We start from the raw sequence: 18,766 nt of genomic DNA, 5'->3' as shown, positions 1-18,766 counted from the left end.
ATATCGGACGGTTCAGCGGCTCAGGTGAGCGGCTCGCCCATCGTCTCGCGGCCGAAGGCGAGCACCACGACTCCTCCAACGACGAACGCCGCGGCGAGGGGCAGGAGTGCGACCAGATAGCCCTGCGGGACGAGTGCCCCCGCGAGGATCGGGCCGATGACGGCGGCGATCTTTCCCACACCGCCCGCGAAGCCGTTGCCGGTCGCGCGCGCGTTCGTCGGGAAGAGTTCGGGCGTGTAGGCGTAGATCGCGCCCCACGCGCCGAGCGTGAAGAAGGAGGCGGCGAGCAGTCCGCCGAAGAACGGCCAGAAGCCCGAGAGTCCGAGCCCGAGGAAGTCTACCCCCGGCATCGAGGCGGCGAAGACGAAGGTGAAGACGCCCGAGAGAACGAGGTACGCGCCGAGCGTGGGCTTTCGGCCGACCCGCTCGACGAGGTAGGCCGCGCTGAAGTAGCCCGGGATCTGGACGACCCCGATGAGGATGAAGTAGCCGTAGATGCTCCCCACGACCCCCGACGCGCCCACGGTCTGGGGTAGCCAGATGAACACCCCGTAGTAGCCGAAGTTGATGGCGAACCACGCGACCGCGATCATCACGGTTCGCCGCCGGAGGTCCGCCTCGAACAGCCGTCGGATCCCGGCGGCGGGACGGGTCGTGACGGGACCCTCGATCGGTTCGTAGGACTCGCCGTTGGTCTCGGCGATCGTCCTGAGCCGGTCGTTCGCCGCCTCCAGATCGCCCGACTGCGCGAGGAAGTACGGCGTCTCGTGGAGCTGTGAGCGGATCACGAACACGAGCAGCGCGGGCATGGAAGCGCTCACGAACAGCAATCGCCAGCCCTCGACAGCACCGAGTACCGGCAGGGCGACCATGCCGTTGGTGGGGAGCTGGGCGAGGAAGACCCACGCGAGCGCCACGGCGAGCACGTTCCCGATCGGCCAGAAGGCGTCGAGGTAGACCAGATACCGTCCTCTGCGATCCGTCGGGAGGTGTTCGGAGAGATAGGAGGTGTCGACCGCGAGCGCGCCGCCGAGGCCGACGCCAGTGAGGAATCGAAGCCCGAAGCCCGAGTAGAACCCGACCGAGAGCGCGGTCAGCCCGGTGAACACCGAGTAGATCAACACCGTCCACTGGAAGGCCCCCTTCCGACCGTGGCGGTCGGCGTACCAGCCCCACCACCAGTTGCCGACGATCATCCCCATCAAGCTCGCCGCGCCCAGCAGCCCCGCCGTGAGCCCCGAGAGCCCCCACGCGCCGATGAGCACCGGGAGGGTGAAGCTGATGATGATGACCTCCATCCCGTCGAACGCCCACGCGCCGCCGCAGATCGCCAGCAGACGGTGGTGAAACCGCCCGACGGGAATTCTGTCGAGTACTTCCGAGACGGTGACCGCTTCGTTTCGTTCCATCGTGTTCGATCGCCTCTATCGAATACACAGATCCTTTCTCACTTAGTTGTACGGGTCGTCTACAGAAATAGCCGACTTTGAAGACTCTATTTCTTCGAAACCGCTCGACAACGTTTATTCGTCGTTCACGGGTAGGTCGTGTATGCAGACCCACATCGTCCCCGTCGGGTTCGATTACGACCGGCTCATCGCCCCGCTGGTCCGGGACAAGCTCGACGTCGACCGGGTGATCCTCCTCGAAGGCGCAGTCGGGAGCGCCGCGAACGTCGAGTACTCCCGAAACCTCGCGGCGAAGCTCGAACAGGACTTCAGGAACCTCCTGGGGGCCGAAACCGAGCGGTTCGTCGTCGAGGACGTCTACGACTACGACGCGGCGTTCGAGCAGGCCTACGGCCTCATCAACGCCGAACTCGACGCGGGCCGGGACGTCTGGGCCAACGTCAGCGCGATGCCCCGGCCCGTGAGCTTCGCGTTCGCCACCGCGGCCCACTCCATCGGGGTCGAGCGCAGCGAGGACCGCGAGCGGATCCACACCTACTACACGGTGCCGGAGAAGTACCTCGAAACCGAGCTCGCGGAGGAGCTCCGCCGCCAGACCGACCTCCTCGACGACCTCGACACCGAGCTCGACGACGACCGGATCGGCGAGCGTGTCGAGAGCGCCCGGGACCTCCTCGCGGAGTTCGACGAGCGCGGCACCACCATCGGCGCGAAGGCCGTCGACGGGAGCCACATCCTCGAAATTCCCGTAGCTTCCTTCTCGAACGTCAAACCCTTCGAGGAGCTCATCCTGTTCAAACTCGGCGAGGACGGCCCGTTCGAGAGCGTCTCCGAACTCGCACAGGCCCTCGCGCGTGAACTCGCGGAGGAGTACACCGACAGCTTCCGCTCGAAGGTCATCTACAACGTCGACAGGCTGGGGCCGAGCGACAAGGGCTACATCGAACAGGACTCACGGGGCAAATCCCACCGCACGAAGCTCTCGCGGATCGGCGAACTCTGGGTGCGCTCGCACGCCGACGACGCGACGGCCACGGAGGAGTGATCCCGACAGCCATCGACCACCCCGACCGCGCGCTCACACGACGGGAGCGGGGTCGGCTTCGGCCCAGACCGGCTCGCCGAACGCGTAGACCGTGTTTTGACTGGTCACCACGACCTCCACGACGTCGCCGGGCTCGATGCCGCGCTCGTCCGCCTCGCGGATGATCACTTGGCGGTAGGCCTCGTCGTAGGCCTTCACCGAATCCCCGGTTCCCTGCTCGACCACCAACACTTCGTGGCACTCGCCGACCATCGAGCGGTAGGCGTTCTCGACCACGTCCATCTTCAGGTCCGTCATCGCCGACGAGCGCTCCTTCTTCAGTGTCCCACCCAGTCCCTTCATGTCGGCGGCATCGGTGCCGGGGCGCTTCGAGAAGCGCGTGACGTTGATCCGCTCGGGTGTCGTCTCCCGGAGGAGCTCCATCGAGGCCTCGTGGTCGGCGTCGGTCTCCGTGGGGAAACCCACGATGAAGTCGGTGGCGAGGGTCCAGTGGTCGAGGTGTGCGTCGAACGTCTCGACCACCTCGCGGAACTCGCGCACCTGGTGCTGGCGGCGCATCGCGCCGAGCACGTCGTCGCTGCCCGACTGCACTGGGATGTGGAGGAAGTCGTAGAGCTTCTCGTTTTCCGCGAAGACCTCGGCGAGCTCCTCACGAATTCCGTGTACCCCTTTCGGGTTCGCCATCCCGACGCGTACTCGAAAGTCCCCCTCGATGTCGCAGATCCGGTCGAGGAGCCGGTGGAGCTTTCGCTCGCCCTCGTCCCAGCCGTAGACACCCGTATCCTGCCCCGTCACCCGGATCTCCTTCGCGCCGGCGTGGACCAGCGCGCGGGCCTTCTCGACGTTCTCTTCAATTGGTGGTGAGTCGATCTTCCCCGTCGCGTGTTTCGTGATGCAGTACGAGCAGTTGCTCATACAGCCCCGCGCGATCGGGAGGATCCCGACTACCCCGTCGAGGATCGGTTCCGTACCGGGGGCGGTGGTGGGACACTCGCCGTTCCGGACGACTTCGGGGACCTCGTCCCAGCCACAGACCCGGGCGTCGACGTCGGCGAACTGCTCACCCTGGGCGAGCGCCATACAGCCCGTGACGACGAGGTCGGCGGTTTCCTCTTCCAGTTCGCGTGCCCGCCGGAGCATGTTGGTCTCGGTTTTCTCGACCACGGTGCAGGTGTTGAGGATGGCCACGTCGGCTGCTTTGGGGCCCTCGGCGGGGTGGTGACCCCCGTCGCGGAGCCGGCGCTCGATCTCGCGGCTCTCGCCGCGGTTCGCGGTGCAGCCGTAGGTTTCGATGTGATAGCTGGCCATCCGGTCACCGTCGTTCGGGGCCGCGCGGGCAAAAACGCGACGGACTCGCGGCCTCACCCGCGAGCGCGGCCTCACCCGCGAGACGGGGACTCCGCCCGAGCGGCGAGATAGACGACCGCCAGTTCGCGGAGCGCCGGGTGGGAGACGGCGGACGGGCGCGCGTCGAGCACGGTATCGAACCCCGCCGCGAGGCTCGTCCGCTCCTCCGCGGCCAGGGTCGTCGCGAGTACCGTGCTGCTCCGCGAGACCCCGGCAGTGCAGTGGACCAAGAGGGAGCCGTCCCGGCGAAAGAGCCGTCGAGCGGTGTCGACGGCGGTCTCGAACGCCGACCAGTCGTTACCGGGACCGTCGACGAGCGGGCAGTGATGGGTCGTCAGCGGCTCCGCGTCGCCGGCGAGCGTGAGCACGAACGCGAACTCCCGGTCGTGATGGCTGGGGTCGGCCGCGAGCCGGTTCCCGAGGAACAGGTCGTACTCGCCGATGCGGCGGACCACTGGGTAGTCCTCGACGTAGCCGAACGGCCGTATCAGCGAACGGTTCTCGTCCCGAACCACGTCGACGGCTCGGCTCGCCCGCACAAGTCGGCTCCGCCTCGTGCCGTGCGTTTATCATGACCCGATTCCACTCACCGCCATGACGATCACCGCCTGCCGGAGCGAGCAATGAAACAGGAGACCACGGCGGCCACGGTGCCGACCGACCGCCTCGAAAGTGCGTTTCGGACCCTGGCGAGCGAGACCCGGATCCGGATCCTGTTCGCGCTCTACGACTCCCCCGACCGGGTGGTGTCCTTCTCCGACCTCAACGATCGGGTCGGGCTCGGCGACAGCGGCCGGTTCAACTACCACCTCAAACAGCTCACCGGACGGTTCATCTACCGGACCGACGAGGGCTATGCCCTCCTGTTCAGCGGCCTCGCGGTCTGTCGGTCGATGCTCGCGTCGTTCGCCGACGAACACAGCGTTGAGCCGTTCGCCCTCGACGGCGAGTGCTACGACTGCGGGGCGACCCTCGTGGCGCGCTACGACCACGAGTACGTCGTGATCGGCTGTCCGGACTGCGGGATCGAGTTCCACGACTTCCCCTTTCCGCCGGGAACCCTCGCGGGCCGGGACACCGACGACCTCCTCTGGGTCTACGACGGCTGGATGCGCGCCCAGACCGCGCTCGCTGTCGACGGCCTCTGTACGTGGTGTTTCGGCCGACGGACCTCCGAACTCGTCGCCGGCGAGGACCCCGACGACCCGCCGACGGTCGTCCACACCTGCCGGCGCTGCGGGGCCGACATGCACACCGCCGTCGGCGAGACCTTCCAGTCCTCGCCTCCCGTCGTCGCCTTCCTCTACGACCACGGCATCGACGTCCGGCGCACCCCCTCCTGGGAGATCGAGTACCTCTGGGACGACCAGTACGTGGTGGTCGACTCCACCGACCCCTGGCGGGTGCGGTTCACGATCCCCGCCGACGACGAGACCCTCTCGCTCACCATCGACGGCGACGTGCGGGTGCTCGACGTGACACGCGAGTAGTTCCGCCGCCCGAACTCCCGAAAGATTTGAAATCTTACATAAATCGCCTTCGGTTGAACGGATTACAGAAATGTATTTCAGATAACACTTATTGGGAACGGTGGACTACGATGGAGTAGAGATGAACTACGATGGCTTCGCGGATACCGGAGGGCGTATCGAGCGGTCGAGCACCGACTTCGGGGGTCGGATCCCCGCCCCTGGCGGCGCGGGAGCGTCCATCACGGCCGCGCTGCGCTGGCTGGCGGGGGGTGCGCTCGCGCTCCTCGCCGTGTGGCTGGTGGTCTACGGCATCCCGGCGTTCGGCGGCGTGCTCGCGGCCACGGTCGCGGGGTTCGTCGGGCTCTGGGCGGTGCCGTGGCTCGTGGTGAGCGGCGTGGTTCGCGCCATCGAGGCCGTCGAGTAGCGCCTCCCTACTCGTTCGCCGCGTCGAACCCCTCGAGGATGGCGACGCCGCTCGACGCACCGATCCGCTCCGCACCCGCTTCGAACATCCCGCTCGCCGCTTCGTAACTGCCGATTCCCCCACTGGCCTTCACCGGGAGGTACTCGCTCATCAGTTCGACGTCCGCGACGGTCGCGCCGCCGGCGAAGCCGGTCGCGGTCTTCACGAAGTCGGCGTCGGCGGCGACGGCGCACTCGCACGCACGGTGTTTCTCCTCGTCGCCCAAGAGGGGGGCTTCGATGATGACTTTCACCGGGACGGGCACGCCGGCGACCACCTCGGCGAGTTCGTCGGCCACGGCGTCGTCCTCGCCCGCGCGGAGCCGCCCGACGTTGAGGACGACGTCGAGTTCGTCCGCGCCGACCTCCCACGCCCGCACCGCCTCGTCGCGTTTGGTCTCGGGAGCGTGCTGGCCGTGCGGGAAGCCGACGACGGTGGCGAGGGTGACGTCGGGTCCCGCCTCGCGGGCGATGTCCAGATAGCACGGCGGTACACAGGCGTTCATGCCGTACTCGGCGGCTTCGCCGACGACCCGTTCGACGTCCCCTGGGGTGGTTTCGGGACCCAGGACCGTGTGGTCGACGGCGGCGGCGAGCGCGGTGCGGTCCATGCCCGCGTGAGACGGTCGATCCGGATAACTCCGCGGTCGGCCGACCGCAACGCTTTCGCCCGCCCCACTGCCGATTTCGCTATGCAGATCCTCCAGGTCCTCCCCGAGGGTTCGACGCTGCCGCCGGTGGCCTATCTCGTCGTGCTCGTGCTCGCGCTCGCCGGCGTGGCGCTCGCGCTCCGCCGGGTCGGGCCGCGCGTCACCGACCGGGTGGTGGTCTCGTTCGCGCCGTGGATGGTGGTCGGGTCGTCCTGTTACGTGCTCTATCAGGTCCACGATACGTCCTCGTTCCTTCTCAAACCCTTCTTCTCCTCGCCCACGGTCTACGTCTCGGTCGCGGTGCTCGCGGGCGCGGTCTGGGCGGCGAGCGCGGCCGCCGGCCTCCCCGCCGACCGCTGGCGGCCCCCATCCGTCCCGAGCGTGGTCGGTCTCTCGGGTGCCGTTCTGGCGGTCGTCGTGGTCGGCTGGGCGCTCGCGATGAGCGCGCCGGACCTCGAACCGGTGTGGCCAGGGGTGGCGCTGGCGGTCGCGGTCGTCTGTGCGGCGGCGGTCTGGGTGGCGATCCGACGGCTGGTGCCCGCGACCCGCGTGACCGGCGCGGTCGGGGGGCTCTGCGTTCTCGGCCACGCGCTCGACGGCGTCTCGACCGCCGTCGGGATCGACGTGCTGGGCTTCGGCGAGCGCTCGCCGTTCTCCCGGGCGATCATCGAGTTCGCCGCCACGCTTCCGACCGCCTCCCTTCTGGGGGCCGGCTGGCTGTTCGTCGTCGTCAAACTCGCGCTCGCGGCGGCGGTGCTCGTCCTCTTGGCGAGTTACGTTCGCGAGGAACCCGGCGAGGGCTACCTCCTGCTCGGTGCGGTCGCCGCGGTGGGGCTCGGTCCCGGCGCACACAACCTCCTCCTGTTCACGATTGCGTCGTGAGAGCCTCCCCGACGAGCGCTTTCGTCGCTTTCCCGGATTTGGCCCCGTCACGACCGGAAACGATCGATCGAACGGCTATTCCTGTGCGTCGGGTGGTAGCTATTAGTAACGCGAATCCGTACGACCGGTAATGTCCGACACCGACTCTGCCGTCCGGCCCGACGCACCGCTCGACCTCTCGTTTTCCGACGACGAACTCGACGCCACGAAGGACCGGATCACCGACTTCGTCGCCGACACCGTCGCGGACGCGGGGGCGGACGGCGGCGTGCTGGGGCTCTCGGGCGGCATCGATTCCACCCTGATGGCCTACCTCGCCGTCGACGCCCTCGGGAAGGACGGACTACACGGCATCGTGATGCCGAGCGAGGTCAACGCCGACGACAACATGAGCGACGCCGAGCGCGTCGCCGAGGACCTCGGGATCGAGTACGAGGTGATCGCCATCGAACCCATCGTGGACGCGTTCGTCGACGCGTTCCCCGAACCCGTCGGCGACGAGGTCGAATCCGAGGAACTCAGAACCGCGGTCGGCAACGTCCGGGTTCGGACCCGCGCGGTGCTCAACTACTTCGTCGCCAACCACGAGAACCGGATCGTGCTCGGCACCGGAAACCGGAGCGAGGCGCTCGCGGGCTACTACACCAAGTACGGCGACGGCGCGGTGGACTGCCACCCCATCGGCAACCTCTACAAACAGCAGGTCCGCCAGCTCGCGAGCCACGTGGGCGTGCCCGACGACCTCGTGGAGAAGACCCCGACGGCGGGGATGTGGGTCGGCCAGACGGACGAAGAGGAGATGGGGATGAACTACGACACCCTCGATGCGGTGCTCGCGCTCCACGTCGACGGCCCGCTCTCGAAGACCGCGACCGCGCGCGAGCTCGACATCGACCCCGAACAGATCGACACCGTCGATACCCTCGTGGCCCGGAGCGAACACAAACGTGAGATGCCGCCCGCACCCGATGCGCTCGAATAGGTCGCGTTCGTCGGGTCGATTCTTGCAACACCGGGAGGTATTTATCGATACCGCTTGGGTTCGTCGTATGAAACGACTGACGGTCGTCACGTTGCTGGTCGTCGGGGCGGCCTGTGTGAGCCTCGTTGCCGGTGTTGCAGTCGCGACCGGGTCAGTCAATCAGGTGGGGACTACCACGCCAGCGAACACGTCGGGCCAGGGGTCGGTCGCGGGAACCGCTGTCAGAAACGAGAGTAACGTCACAGTGCCGCTCAACTCCTCCGTTCTGGCCGGGAACTGTTCGGTCTCGGCGTCGACCCGCGGGAACGTGAGCGTGCCGACGCTAATGTCCGGCACGCAGGTCGCCGAAACCGCGACCGTTCCTGCCGCGTGGCTGGTTTACACTAACCGGGTCGATCACGTCGATCGGGTCGTCAACAGGCGTCTCCCAGAGTGGGTGGACGACACGTCCGTCGTCGAATCCACGTGGATAACTACATCGGAGGAAACTACGATTCGGGGCAAATCGACGCAGAAGGTCGTGGTCAGCGTCAAACCGTGGGCAGTGAACGACGTGCGAGCGGCGGTTCCCCGACAGATCGACTGTGTCGAAATCGCGGTCAAAGCGGACTGGTCGATCTTCGGTTCGGATGTAACGACTCAGGGCGAAGGGACGGGCAACGACCTCGTTTCCGTCGCGCTTCTCGGGATCGTCGTCGCAGCGTGCGCGATTGCGTTCGTCCGCTGGCGTCGCCGATAACCGTCAGCCGCGGTTCGCGAGGTCCTGCTGCTCGACGAGTCCCGCGAACGCCTCGGCCTCACGGTCGTCCTGGGTCGCTGCCGACGCGTCGTCGCGGAGGCGTTCCTTCACCGCTCGAAGCGCGGCGGCGTCGTTCCCCGCGACCGAGGCTACGACCGTCTCCGGGTCCTCGACGACCCGCGAGACCAGTCCCATCCGAAGCGCCTCGTCGGCGTCGACGACCCGTCCGGTGAGCGAGAGGTCGAGCGCGTTGCCGTCCCCGACGACGTCGGGGAGGCGGTGCGTGCCGCCCCACGCGCCGAACAGCCCGAGTCTCACGCCGGGTTCGGCGAACGTCGCGTCGGGCGTGGCGACCTGGAGGTCACACGCGAGCGCGAGTTCGACCCCGCCGCCGCGCGCCGGGCCGTCGACGACCGCGACCACGACCGACGACGACCCCTCGATGGCGTTCGCGACCCGCTGTCCGCGTCGGGCGAACTCGGCCGCGCGTTCGCCGTCGAGGGCCGCGACCGCTTCGAGGTCGGCCCCCGCACAGAAGGCCGGTCCCGCGCCGCGAAGACGGACGACGGGGGTTTCGAGCCGTTCGATCCCGGTTTCGAGGGCGGTCAGCGCGTCGGCGGTGAGCGCGTTCCGTTTCTCCGGGCGGTCGATCGTCAGCGAGCCGACGCGACCGTCGGTTTCGATGCGTATCATGTCGACGACTGTGTACGGTTTCCAAAGGCCTTTGCCCTCCGCGCGCCTCTTTCAGCCCGATGGATGACGCCTCCCACGTCCGTCGTGCCGCACGGGAGGCCGTCCGTGACGTCGACCCCGGTGCGTTCCGCGACGCCATCGAGACGGTCGTCGAGAGCGGGTCGATGGCCCCCGGCGTTCTCGTGGTCCTATCGGCACGCGCCGCCGACGAGCCGGTCGGCTTCGAGACGGTCGCCACCCGCGCCGCGGGCACCCAACTCATCTACGAGGGGCTCCGATTGACCCGCGCGCTGGCCCACGACGCGCCGTGGGAGGACGGAGACACCGACGCGAACCTCGACGTCCTCGTGGCGGACGTCCTCGTCGCCCGCGGGTTCTACCTCCTCGCGCGCACGGAAGCCGCCGAGCGCGCCGTCGAGACCGTCCGGGCGTTCGGCCGGGACCGGACCGCCGCCTCGCCGGCGGACGACCCCGTCGGCCCGCTCGAAGCCGACGTCCTCGACCTCGCGCTCGTCGCGGGCCTGACGGCGGTCGACGCCCACCCCTCGGCGGCGTGTCGCGAGTTCGTCGCCGACCTCGCGGGGTCGTTCGACGGGGAACTCCCGCCGGCGGACGACGCGTTCGACCCCACGACCCGCGAATCGCTCGCCGCCCACGTCGACACTCGGGTCCAACCGGCGGGCGTCGGGTCGGCGACCGATCCGTGAATCGAAACGGATAAACGCGATTCGCCGATAGTCGTGGATGGCGCCTGGGTAGCTTAGCGGTAAAGCGCGTCCTTGGTAAGGACGAGACCCCGGGTTCAAATCCCGGCCTAGGCTCATAACAAATCCTTCACATCTTACCACGACAAGGCAGAGTGGCTACGCTTGGCCGGTTTACTGTCGGGGGTCTCGGGCGTGAGCACGTCCGCTCCGGAGTCCGTCGGAGTCTCAGAGCGGAAAAGGGGGTTCTTCTTGGACCCCGCGCCGCACGAAGCCGGCGCGAACTTGCTGTTCACCGAATACGAGCTTCAGCCCTTCTATGTGCTCTACTCCGTAGTCGACAGAGGTAGCGGCACGGATAGTGTCTCCTTCCAGTACGATGACGAAGAGTGGACGGCCACGCTCGGGTACAGTGACTGCCCGTTCGCTCCGCGCGATGACCCGAACTTTCGCATCGAAAACGTTCACGAGTACGAACTTCACGTCGTATCTAACGAGGATCCGTTGAACGGTGAGAAGAAGGTCCACTACAATATCTCGCCGCGTTGGCCCGACATGCGAAAGGAAGATGGTTCACAGATTCGGGGAATGCCCGACATGACCGGCATCAATGTGACGGCACAGGGCGCGAACATACCGTTGGACGACTATCTCGGATTGCTCGGTCCGACGCTCTCCGCGCTCGGTATCAACGCCAAGTACGTAGTTGAGCCCCACGATTACTCCAACGTCTTTGCGTTCGAGCGTTATGTCCGCACCCGTCGCGACCTCGCAGAGAGCATATTCGGTACCGATAGTCCGATGCAGCGTATCTTCCGCTATGTTGACGGTAAGGGTAAGTTCCGGGAGCTACGTGAGGACGACCGGAACGGCGTCGAGGGCTTCCACCACCGTGTCGTGCTTGACTCGGCGGCGTGCGCGTCACTCATCCCGACGCACCAGTACGGTAAGTGCATCAAACACTACCATCCCAAGCACCCACGCCACGACTCCGAGGACCCGCTCTATCATCCGAAGATCGGCGTCTCGATCAAGACAACTTCCACTACCTCGGGGTCAGTGCCGTGGGCCGAGCGCGCCACCCTTCGACGTGAGCTGGACGAGACACTGCTCAACCTGCTGTCGTGGGCCGGCCTCCCAACGCGGCCTGTAGGTGAAACCTACATTGAGGACGCCTACTTCGATCCAGACGACTCGGTGAGCTCGCTCATGCTCATTGAGGATCCGACAACGGCCATGCGTGACGAGCAGTTTGTGGAGGCGCGACGTATCTTGCTCGGCGACCCCACCGCCGACGATCCTAGCGCGAACGACACCGAGCAGGCGGCGCTCCGCGCGCTCACCAACGACGGTAAACAGGACGTGACAGCGCTCGCTGAGACCATCGGTCGCTCGCGCTCCACAGTCTACCGACTACTCGACGCGCTCGGCGAGGTGGTGACAAACAACAACGGCACGATCGGCTTCGCCAGCGAGTTCTACGCCGACCAGTTTACCGGCCTGCTCTCAACCGCGAGCACCACCATCCAGAAGGACGGCGAGCGCGGTTCCTCGGCATGGTCGGCGTATCTCGCCGAGTACGGGCCAGCCGTCGACGATCTCCTGCCCGACGCGCGGGATGGTATCTCACCCATTACGCTTGACTACGGGACTGTCAATGACGACGCGGACATGAAGGCGGTGGTCCGCAAGGGGCTGAGGGCGTGGCTCCGCTCGGGTCGCAAAAGGCGTAGGTTCGTCAACGGGATCGCTCGCTGGATCCAGAACGGCGAAGCGGGGCAGGTCGGGACGGCCTCGCATGGCAAGATGGATCTCCCGTTGACAGCCGCTGGTCAGGTGACGGCCCTCAGCTGACGCGGCGCGCAGCGAGTGGCAACGCTATCTCGAGCCTCTGAAACCCCCTCTTTCTCCGCGCGTGAACCCCCGTTTCGGATGGATCGAGTGGAACCTTCGGCGCGGTACGGGGTGATGTACCTTTGTCGGGTGCCCTTAGGCACACTCCCTAAGGGGGAATTCCCATATGATGGGCCTCGTTGGTCAGACATCTACATTGCGGGCTACTGGCCCGCGATCGAGAAGTGGGTGCACGATACGACCATGACCCCACTACTCAAAACGACAGGCATTGACCCAAAGACGACCTCAAAACGACGATCAGTATCGTCACCCACACCATTCCCGGGTTCTGGGTGACGTCCACGAGCAATGACGGCCGCCTCGGCAAACCTGACCTGAAGTGTGCCGGCAAGACCGCCGAGTTCGGGGTACGTCGAAGCTGAGGCCAGTCGAGTAGCCGACGTGTTCGCCCTCTGAATACTTATTCGTCGACCTCCTTCGCGTGGTATGGACCTTGAGAACAGAGTGGCGATGCTGGAAGCCGAGGCACGCAAGCGTTGGGGCGAGCGGTGGGCAATCCACACCACGCGGTGGGCCGACGGTGACCACCAAGCGTGGGCGTTCTCGACAATGGGCCTCACCAAAGACGGCGACCACGCCGAGCACCGGATCTATCTGAGCGAGAACGGGGAAGAGGCCGTGGTCGAACGGATCACGACCGAGGATCACGAAAAGAGCCGCGAGGTCATCGAGGTATTCAACCCTACTACACAGCGCGCTTCAGCCGCGGCGGCACGAACACAGTAATCCAACCTTAAGTACGCTGGCAAGACCGTCTTCATCGGTTTCGCCGCCGACGTCATGGTCTACCTCCTCGGCAATGAGTTCTCCGGGGCGACCTTCGAGGCGGCGCTCGTCATCGCCATCCCGGTGGCCGACGAGGTATGGAATCGAATCTTCGGCTCCAAATGGGCGGGCGACGACAAGACCCCCGCCGTGTTCGGCCCATCGGCACGCGCCCGACGCACGAGCCGATAGCACCCCCGCAGTGTACCGACTGACGACCACCCCGCAGCAGCACGACCACAACCGAGAGCAACGCAAATGCCACATCTGTTCACCCTGACCGACCCCGAGCATCGGACTCCGGCCCCGTCGAATACATCCTCGACATCGACGGCGACGCCGAAATGAGCGCCGAGCGCGGCGCGACGATCGACAAAGCCGACCGAGTAGTCGAACTCCCGAACGGCAACCTTCGGGTCACCGGCTCGCTCTACAACGGCACCGACACCATCGCCTACACCGGCGCGCGGGTCCGCCTCTCCGTCGAGGACCGGGACCGCGTCTTCGCCGTGAAGCCGAACGGCCAGCGGGTCGACGACCTCACCGGCTTCGGCGAGTGGACCCCGTGGGGCGCGGGCTCAGGTGACTCCCAGCCCATCGCCAACGCGCCCGAACCACCCAAGACCACCGACGACAACATCGACGTTGACCTGCCCGCCGAGCTGGCCGAGGGCGGTCTCGGCGACCTCATCGACAACATCACCGGCGTCCCCGTCGACGACGACGGCGTGCCGTGGATGGTGCTGGAGGAGACCGACCCCGACATCGGCCTCGTCTCCCGGCCGATGTACTCCACCCGTCGCATCAACCTCGACGTTGGCTCGGGCGGCGACGTCGCGAACGTCCAGACGGCGTTCAACATGCTGCCCCGAGTCTGCTTCCACGACGTCGACTTCGAGCAGGTGAGCAACACCCGCGGCGAGGGCCCCGGCATCCACACCGGCCCGCTCCGACTCAAGGAGCAAGCCCACCTCCACGTCGAAGGCAACGGGCACAAGATGGACGCCGGCATCAACGGCGGCATCGTCGGCAAGACCGACCACTTCCGCGTGAAGAACGCCACCCTCGGCTACATCACGCAGTGCTACGGCGCGGGCCAGTTCATCAACTGCAAGCTCCGCGGCAACGGCAAGGCCGCCTTCTCCGGGAAGGCGTTCCCGAAGACGCTCAACGGGTGTGACGTCGGCCGAACGCGGAACGGCAAGCCCGCCGAGTGGTACGGTGTGTGAGCATAGGGGGAGAGGAGGTTGAAATGCGCAACGGCGCAATTCACGGCCAGCGCGCCGCCGTCAAAGCGGCGGGAACCTCGAGGCACGCGTTCACCGGGAACGTCAATATCGACGCTCCGCAGCGAGTTGAGGCGAGCGGCGCTGACGCCGTGTACGTCTCCGGCCGCCGGGTAGACAACTAAGACGGGGTTGGCTCCGAATAGCCGCCTCGACCGTGAATCACCTTCCCAATCAACGAGCGTGAGACCCCGTAGCTGTCAGCGAGCGCCTTCTGCGTCACGCCGTCGTCAGTTTCGTATCGACGGCGTATCGCAGTCGCCTCCTCGTCGGTGAAGTGCCGAGGGTTGTGCTCGGCGGTGTGCTCGCTACGCGTCTTCAGCACGACGTTCGAGGGGCGGTTGTCGAACCTGCATTCGTTCTCGTGGTGAACGTCGTGACCGACGACCGCCTCGAACCCGTACACGGCGACAGCCAGCAATCGGTGTACGAACACCTTCTCAGCCGGCGTGTGAAGCCCGGTGGAGTGTTGCCACATCTCGTAACCGCCGAACATCTGCAACGGAACGGGCTTCGACAGGTGGGCCTTTCGGCGGTATTCGCTCGGCCCGTGCCGCTCGATGTCGAAATCGTCGAGCGCCGTCGAGATGGTGTCTCGGTGGACGCCCAACTCCTCGGCCGTCCGGGTGGCCGTCAGCCCCCGTTCGACGTAGAGTTCTCGGAGCACGTCCGGGTCCCGATGGCGGCGTTTCAAGCCGAACTCCCGCACGTACTTCCTGACGGTCCGCTGGCTACAACCGACCACATCCGCGATGGCTTTCTTCTCCATGTCCTCCTCGACGTACAGGTTGTGGAGAACGCGCTCATTTCGGTACGCGGCCTCTCCATATTCGGCCATACCACCGAAAAGGCCTAGTGCCGTAAGGCCGTTACGCTTGAATGGTCCATCGGCGGCGAGCAGGTGGAGACCCGCGGCGGCACGCTCCACGGGCAGAAAGCCGCCATCAAGGCTGCCGGCACCAGCGCGCACGTCCTCTCGCAGGGCGTCACGATCGATGCACCCGAGACCATCGCCGCCTCCGGCGCGCAGCAGGTCTACATGACCGGCCGACGCGTTGACAACTGAGACCGAGCGCTCGCCCTCGGAGAGGCCACGGCCACCGACCACATGCCGCGAGACCACGGCCACCGACGGCCCACCGAGGCCAGCCGTGATCCGATACCCGCCCCCGAGCGAGAGCCGAGACCACGGCCTACCGAGGGCGTGAGCGAGGCGGGGCTTATGAACTGTTGAATCCGAGCCGAGGCGCTGGTTAAGAAGACATAGGATGGAGTGACGGCACGCCTCGGCCGGCCCGACGGCGAAGCGACGGCGGAACGCCCCGCCGCTTAAGAATCGTCCGGGTGAAATCGGCCCAAAACGGCCGTGACTTTTCCCCCGGCGATCCGGCCCGCGAGAGGTCACGAAGCGCGTCAGCTTCGGCGAGACCCCATCCGGCGTTCGCGAAACGCTCGGGGCGGTTCGCAAACGAATCGTGACGTGCCCGGATGGCCTCTCAGGCGTCCACATCGGGGGTCTACTCGGCGGAAATCGGCGGAACCCATGCGCGCCCGCGGAAAGCTCTACGGGCAAGATGGTCCGCCTCACTGAGGAGGAAGCCTAACTGGCCAGTTCGTCGGCCGGCGAAAGAGTGAATGACTCCTCACGTCGGCGTGGTCGAAACCGTTCATAACTGGAAAGAAAATCTGGCCACAAGCCACTACTGAGAGACGCCGGAATCACGTTATAGCCGATGATATCATGAGCCAAACCAATGACAATCGTTCAGAGAGGGATTAACTCAACTCAGTCATCGGAAGCGGCTTGACCGGAGCTTGATGCGTCCGCATTGATTGATAGGGGCTCCCCTGCTTCAACAAGCGAGCTGAGTGCTTGGCCAATTCGTTTCCCTGCAACAGGTGGTACTGCGTTACCGATCTGCTTGAACCAACTCGTGAAGGATCCCAAGAAGATATAATCATCTGAGAATGATTGTAATCGTGCTGCTTCGCGGGGAGTAATACCACGATTTCGCTCTGGATCCGCCCGCTCTGGGCTTGAACACGCATGTCTGTAATAATCCGGTAACACGTAGCTATTTGCGTCTTTGGCTAGATGAGCTACGATCGTCGGAGAAGGCTTAGACCACTCGAGCATACGGTATTTGTCCCCAAAGCGCCTGTTCTCGATAGTTCCGACATCATATTCGATGTATTGCGAATACTCTCCGTCAGAATTATACTTCACATCCCATCCAGTATCACCAGGACTCAGAGCCTCATCAAATAGAATCTGATCTCTGTCCATCGGATGTTCTCGAGCTCGGTGATTGAAACAGAGGTTAGTTCCTTTATTGAGACTATGAGTACTCACGTAGCCACTTTTAGGGCCACGTCCCGTCTTCGAGAGGACTCTTCCACCCTCCCCTCGCCGAAGGCGGGGGAGCCCAGATAGCCCTTGCTGGATATCCCATGCCTTGCCCCCTTCCGAGATTTCATTTAGCAGTTCATCTGCTGTTACATGCTCCGAGAGTTCGTCGCGAATCCCGACCAGAAGTACGCGTTCTCGTTTTTGTGGGATGCCGATTTCAGACATATCCTGCAATTCAAATTCAACATCATATCCCGGCCCCGTTTCGCCAAGTCTTTCGATATCCTCGAGTACCCAATCAATAACACGGATGCCAGTATCTTCCACCTCACTGACCATGCCTTCAACATTCTCCATTACGATCCCCTTCGGCCGGAGCTCTTCGACAGCTTTCACATACTGAGTGTAGAGCGTTGTCCGTTCGTCATCAAGGATACTGTAGTCCTCGTCAGCACTACGACGCGACCGATATCCTGCCTTTGAGAGCGACTGACACGGTGGGCCACCAACTAGCAAATCGGGCTCGCTTACGGCATCTTGGATTCTTGCCGTAAGATCAACCTCGCGGACATCCCCGCAGACGACGTTTTGGTGGGGGATTTCGGGGTGGTTCAGTCGATACGTCGCCACAGCGTCTGTATTAATATCGATCGCCCATTCGATATCGTAGCCCGCTCGGCGTAATCCACATGAAAGGCCACCGGCTCCGGAAAAGAGGTCGACAACGGTTGGGCCATTTCGGTCCTTCTGTTGCTGTCGAAGGCGATGTGTAAGTAGGAACTTGCGAATTTCGCAGTCTTCTCCACAAACATCTGTTCCTGCAGTAACTGCGTGCGTGGCAAGTGCCCGATAGAGAGGAGCAATCTGACGGTCGGTCAGTTCTTCTTCAAGAACTTGGCGACGACTTTCAGATGTGTGCAAATTATCTGGATCAAGCAATCCGAGTGCACACAGAAGTTCATCGACGCAAGGATCTGTCGGCCAAACCGGTTTATCGAAGGCTGTCTGCAGGAGCCACCATCCATCATCCTGTCCAATTCCGGGGATACTCGTAAGGAAGTCGACATAGCTCTGGTACCGCATCCGCGAGGGGTCCCGGAGGGTCACTCCATCCGTATACTCAAACCCTCGAATAGCCATAAGAAGCTCTTCGAGACGGGAAACCCGACACTTTCCTACTCCTTTTAGTGAGCAAGCAGTGTGAAGGGCCTCGGACAGTTCATCGCGACTCATCGAAGCGAGAGTTTCCCAGCTCCCGTATTGCTCCCGAAGCTCACTGACTGTTCGCCTAGGTTGACGCTGAAAGAAGCGTTCCGCTGGGGCGTCAACGGTAGATCCCAAGACGACCGCAGCCACAGCATCCAGCGGGTCGTCGCTCCCACAGAGCGGGTCGTCACAGGAGCAGAGCGCGTCCTTCGATTCGCCTTGAGCAGAGGTCAGTATTGCGTATCGGCAGTCGTCACCGTTTCTGTCGCGCTGCCGCGCTAGGCGCTCCGGCGTTGACATTGGACAGCCAACAGGAGCCATTCGTTGAGTGCGCATATGGGCTGCTGTGATCGTATCAATGAGAAACTCGATATTGTCGAAAAGTAGCTGCCGATGAGTGTCACGCTCTGAGGTTGGCGCTGACCGTAGTAGCGCCATGGGCGAATCAGAACCCGTGACCGATTCAGGCATATTTGAGTGTACCTCGTCACCGGGGATAAACTCCAGGATCACTTGGTACTATTTATTCTAACATCACTCACGGCCGTTCAACGCCGACTTTTGTGGACACGATTGATTTTACAGACAGATTTTCCGCCCGTCGAGCGGATAGAGTCACTTCCAATTCACTCGCCTGTGCTGCAGCACGCACGTGCGCGCACACGCGCGCGGGACCGAGCGCGCGACGCTCGCCCGCGAGCGCGTTAAGTTACTAACCAGACCCCGTCCGAATATTTATGAGGACGGGGTCTGTTTGTGGAGACATGGCCCGCACCACTACAGGCCCACACGACGCCGTAGCTCCGACGCAGCACCGGCCGAACGATTGTTCCGGCATTCATCCCGTAGAGCGTGAG

General features: G+C 64.5%; 19 protein-coding genes and 1 tRNA gene. 13 read left to right on the top strand and 7 right to left on the bottom strand.

The window, feature by feature from the left end:
• Window positions 1–20: 20 nt before the first annotated feature.
• Window positions 21–1,409, bottom strand: a complete 1,389-nt coding sequence (locus C447_RS02715; RefSeq protein WP_007690652.1) for an MFS transporter — start codon at window positions 1,407–1,409, stop codon at window positions 21–23.
• A gap of 142 nt (window positions 1,410–1,551) precedes the next feature.
• On the opposite strand from C447_RS02715, the gene C447_RS02710 reads away from it, so the two are divergent.
• Window positions 1,552–2,454, top strand: coding sequence for an HFX_2341 family transcriptional regulator (locus tag C447_RS02710; protein WP_007690650.1), 903 nt, complete (start codon window positions 1,552–1,554; stop codon window positions 2,452–2,454).
• A 33-nt stretch (window positions 2,455–2,487) separates the two neighbouring features.
• On the opposite strand, the gene C447_RS02705 is transcribed toward C447_RS02710, so the two are convergent.
• Both C447_RS02705 and C447_RS02700 read right to left on the bottom strand, forming a co-directional pair.
• Window positions 2,488–3,762: a tRNA (N(6)-L-threonylcarbamoyladenosine(37)-C(2))-methylthiotransferase gene (locus tag C447_RS02705; protein WP_007690648.1), complete on the bottom strand. Its 1,275-nt coding sequence runs from the start codon at window positions 3,760–3,762 to the stop codon at window positions 2,488–2,490.
• A 71-nt stretch (window positions 3,763–3,833) separates the two neighbouring features.
• Window positions 3,834–4,340, bottom strand: a complete 507-nt coding sequence (locus tag C447_RS02700; RefSeq protein ID WP_007690646.1) for a protein-tyrosine phosphatase family protein — start codon at window positions 4,338–4,340, stop codon at window positions 3,834–3,836.
• 84 nt (window positions 4,341–4,424) lie between these two features.
• Between C447_RS02700 and C447_RS02695 the strand changes: the two genes are divergently transcribed.
• Together C447_RS02695 and C447_RS02690 are read left to right on the top strand one after the other, a co-directional pair.
• Entirely contained in the window at window positions 4,425–5,291 is an 867-nt protein-coding gene (locus C447_RS02695; protein ID WP_007690643.1) for a winged helix-turn-helix domain-containing protein, read from the top strand.
• A 121-nt stretch (window positions 5,292–5,412) separates the two neighbouring features.
• The gene (locus tag C447_RS02690) at window positions 5,413–5,697 is read left to right on the top strand and encodes a hypothetical protein (protein WP_007690641.1); all 285 of its coding nucleotides are present in this window, start codon (window positions 5,413–5,415) and stop codon (window positions 5,695–5,697) included.
• A 7-nt stretch (window positions 5,698–5,704) separates the two neighbouring features.
• On the opposite strand, the gene deoC is transcribed toward C447_RS02690, so the two are convergent.
• Window positions 5,705–6,346, bottom strand: a complete 642-nt coding sequence (deoC, locus tag C447_RS02685) for a deoxyribose-phosphate aldolase (RefSeq protein ID WP_007690639.1) — start codon at window positions 6,344–6,346, stop codon at window positions 5,705–5,707.
• Between the two features lie 81 nt (window positions 6,347–6,427).
• On the opposite strand from deoC, the gene C447_RS02680 reads away from it, so the two are divergent.
• The 3 genes from C447_RS02680 to C447_RS18410 all read left to right on the top strand — a co-directional run bounded on the left by C447_RS02680 (window position 6,428) and on the right by C447_RS18410 (window position 8,988).
• Complete coding sequence (locus tag C447_RS02680; RefSeq protein ID WP_007690637.1) at window positions 6,428–7,267, top strand: DUF63 family protein; 840 nt, start codon at window positions 6,428–6,430, stop codon at window positions 7,265–7,267.
• A 130-nt stretch (window positions 7,268–7,397) separates the two neighbouring features.
• Complete coding sequence (locus tag C447_RS02675) at window positions 7,398–8,249, top strand: NAD+ synthase (RefSeq protein WP_007690635.1); 852 nt, start codon at window positions 7,398–7,400, stop codon at window positions 8,247–8,249.
• 67 nt (window positions 8,250–8,316) lie between these two features.
• Window positions 8,317–8,988: a hypothetical protein gene (locus C447_RS18410; protein ID WP_152416129.1), complete on the top strand. Its 672-nt coding sequence runs from the start codon at window positions 8,317–8,319 to the stop codon at window positions 8,986–8,988.
• A 3-nt stretch (window positions 8,989–8,991) separates the two neighbouring features.
• On the opposite strand, the gene C447_RS02665 is transcribed toward C447_RS18410, so the two are convergent.
• A complete protein-coding gene (locus C447_RS02665) occupies window positions 8,992–9,681 on the bottom strand; it encodes an enoyl-CoA hydratase/isomerase family protein (RefSeq protein ID WP_007690632.1) in 690 nt (229 codons plus the stop codon).
• Between the two features lie 59 nt (window positions 9,682–9,740).
• On the opposite strand from C447_RS02665, the gene C447_RS02660 reads away from it, so the two are divergent.
• The 7 genes from C447_RS02660 to C447_RS02635 all read left to right on the top strand — a co-directional run bounded on the left by C447_RS02660 (window position 9,741) and on the right by C447_RS02635 (window position 14,478).
• Window positions 9,741–10,388: a DUF7114 family protein gene (locus tag C447_RS02660; protein WP_007690630.1), complete on the top strand. Its 648-nt coding sequence runs from the start codon at window positions 9,741–9,743 to the stop codon at window positions 10,386–10,388.
• 42 nt (window positions 10,389–10,430) lie between these two features.
• A tRNA-Thr gene (locus C447_RS02655) sits at window positions 10,431–10,502 on the top strand.
• A 78-nt stretch (window positions 10,503–10,580) separates the two neighbouring features.
• Complete coding sequence (locus C447_RS02650) at window positions 10,581–12,239, top strand: DUF7845 domain-containing protein (RefSeq protein WP_007690628.1); 1,659 nt, start codon at window positions 10,581–10,583, stop codon at window positions 12,237–12,239.
• A 489-nt stretch (window positions 12,240–12,728) separates the two neighbouring features.
• Window positions 12,729–13,028, top strand: a complete 300-nt coding sequence (locus tag C447_RS02645; protein WP_007690627.1) for a hypothetical protein — start codon at window positions 12,729–12,731, stop codon at window positions 13,026–13,028.
• Window positions 13,029–13,082: 54 nt separating this feature from the next.
• On the top strand, window positions 13,083–13,259 hold the full coding sequence (locus C447_RS17845) for a hypothetical protein (protein ID WP_153300667.1): 177 nt from the start codon (window positions 13,083–13,085) through the stop codon (window positions 13,257–13,259).
• A 152-nt stretch (window positions 13,260–13,411) separates the two neighbouring features.
• Window positions 13,412–14,296 carry a hypothetical protein gene (locus C447_RS02640; protein ID WP_007690625.1) on the top strand — a complete coding sequence of 295 codons (885 nt, stop codon included), beginning with the start codon at window positions 13,412–13,414 and terminating at the stop codon, window positions 14,294–14,296.
• A complete protein-coding gene (locus C447_RS02635; RefSeq protein ID WP_007690623.1) occupies window positions 14,293–14,478 on the top strand; it encodes a hypothetical protein in 186 nt (61 codons plus the stop codon). The genes C447_RS02640 and C447_RS02635 overlap by 4 nt, the downstream gene beginning before the upstream one ends.
• Here C447_RS02635 and C447_RS02630 read toward each other — a convergent pair.
• Both C447_RS02630 and C447_RS17120 read right to left on the bottom strand, forming a co-directional pair.
• The gene (locus C447_RS02630) at window positions 14,475–15,482 is read right to left on the bottom strand and encodes an HNH endonuclease (protein WP_237713322.1); all 1,008 of its coding nucleotides are present in this window, start codon (window positions 15,480–15,482) and stop codon (window positions 14,475–14,477) included. The genes C447_RS02635 and C447_RS02630 overlap by 4 nt on opposite strands.
• A gap of 657 nt (window positions 15,483–16,139) precedes the next feature.
• Window positions 16,140–17,786, bottom strand: coding sequence for a DNA cytosine methyltransferase (locus C447_RS17120; RefSeq protein WP_237713323.1), 1,647 nt, complete (start codon window positions 17,784–17,786; stop codon window positions 16,140–16,142).
• Window positions 17,787–18,766: the final 980 nt, after the last annotated feature.

The sequence above is a fragment of the Halococcus hamelinensis 100A6 genome, assembly GCF_000336675.1.
Taxonomy (GTDB): Archaea; Halobacteriota; Halobacteria; order Halobacteriales; family Halococcaceae; genus Halococcus; species Halococcus hamelinensis.
The sequence above is the reverse complement of the archived record's forward strand: the minus strand, read 5'-3'. Positions and strand labels throughout refer to the sequence as shown.

What these genes read in the sequence shown, in the direction of transcription:
- C447_RS02680 (WP_007690637.1), top strand. Translation starts at nt 6,428, where the DNA reads ATGCAGATCCTCCAGGTCCTCCCCGAGGGTTCGACGCTGCCGCCGGTG.
- C447_RS02675 (WP_007690635.1), top strand. Translation starts at nt 7,398, where the DNA reads ATGTCCGACACCGACTCTGCCGTCCGGCCCGACGCACCGCTCGACCTC.
- C447_RS02645 (WP_007690627.1), top strand. Translation starts at nt 12,729, where the DNA reads ATGGACCTTGAGAACAGAGTGGCGATGCTGGAAGCCGAGGCACGCAAG.
- C447_RS17845 (WP_153300667.1), top strand. Translation starts at nt 13,083, where the DNA reads ATGGTCTACCTCCTCGGCAATGAGTTCTCCGGGGCGACCTTCGAGGCG.
- C447_RS02705 (WP_007690648.1), bottom strand. Translation starts at nt 3,762, where the DNA reads ATGGCCAGCTATCACATCGAAACCTACGGCTGCACCGCGAACCGCGGC.
- C447_RS02715 (WP_007690652.1), bottom strand. Translation starts at nt 1,409, where the DNA reads ATGGAACGAAACGAAGCGGTCACCGTCTCGGAAGTACTCGACAGAATT.
- C447_RS02640 (WP_007690625.1), top strand. Translation starts at nt 13,412, where the DNA reads ATGAGCGCCGAGCGCGGCGCGACGATCGACAAAGCCGACCGAGTAGTC.
- C447_RS02690 (WP_007690641.1), top strand. Translation starts at nt 5,413, where the DNA reads ATGAACTACGATGGCTTCGCGGATACCGGAGGGCGTATCGAGCGGTCG.
- C447_RS02710 (WP_007690650.1), top strand. Translation starts at nt 1,552, where the DNA reads ATGCAGACCCACATCGTCCCCGTCGGGTTCGATTACGACCGGCTCATC.
- C447_RS02660 (WP_007690630.1), top strand. Translation starts at nt 9,741, where the DNA reads ATGGATGACGCCTCCCACGTCCGTCGTGCCGCACGGGAGGCCGTCCGT.
- C447_RS02695 (WP_007690643.1), top strand. Translation starts at nt 4,425, where the DNA reads ATGAAACAGGAGACCACGGCGGCCACGGTGCCGACCGACCGCCTCGAA.
- C447_RS17120 (WP_237713323.1), bottom strand. Translation starts at nt 17,786, where the DNA reads ATGCGGTACCAGAGCTATGTCGACTTCCTTACGAGTATCCCCGGAATT.
- C447_RS02665 (WP_007690632.1), bottom strand. Translation starts at nt 9,681, where the DNA reads ATGATACGCATCGAAACCGACGGTCGCGTCGGCTCGCTGACGATCGAC.
- C447_RS18410 (WP_152416129.1), top strand. Translation starts at nt 8,317, where the DNA reads ATGAAACGACTGACGGTCGTCACGTTGCTGGTCGTCGGGGCGGCCTGT.
- deoC (WP_007690639.1), bottom strand. Translation starts at nt 6,346, where the DNA reads ATGGACCGCACCGCGCTCGCCGCCGCCGTCGACCACACGGTCCTGGGT.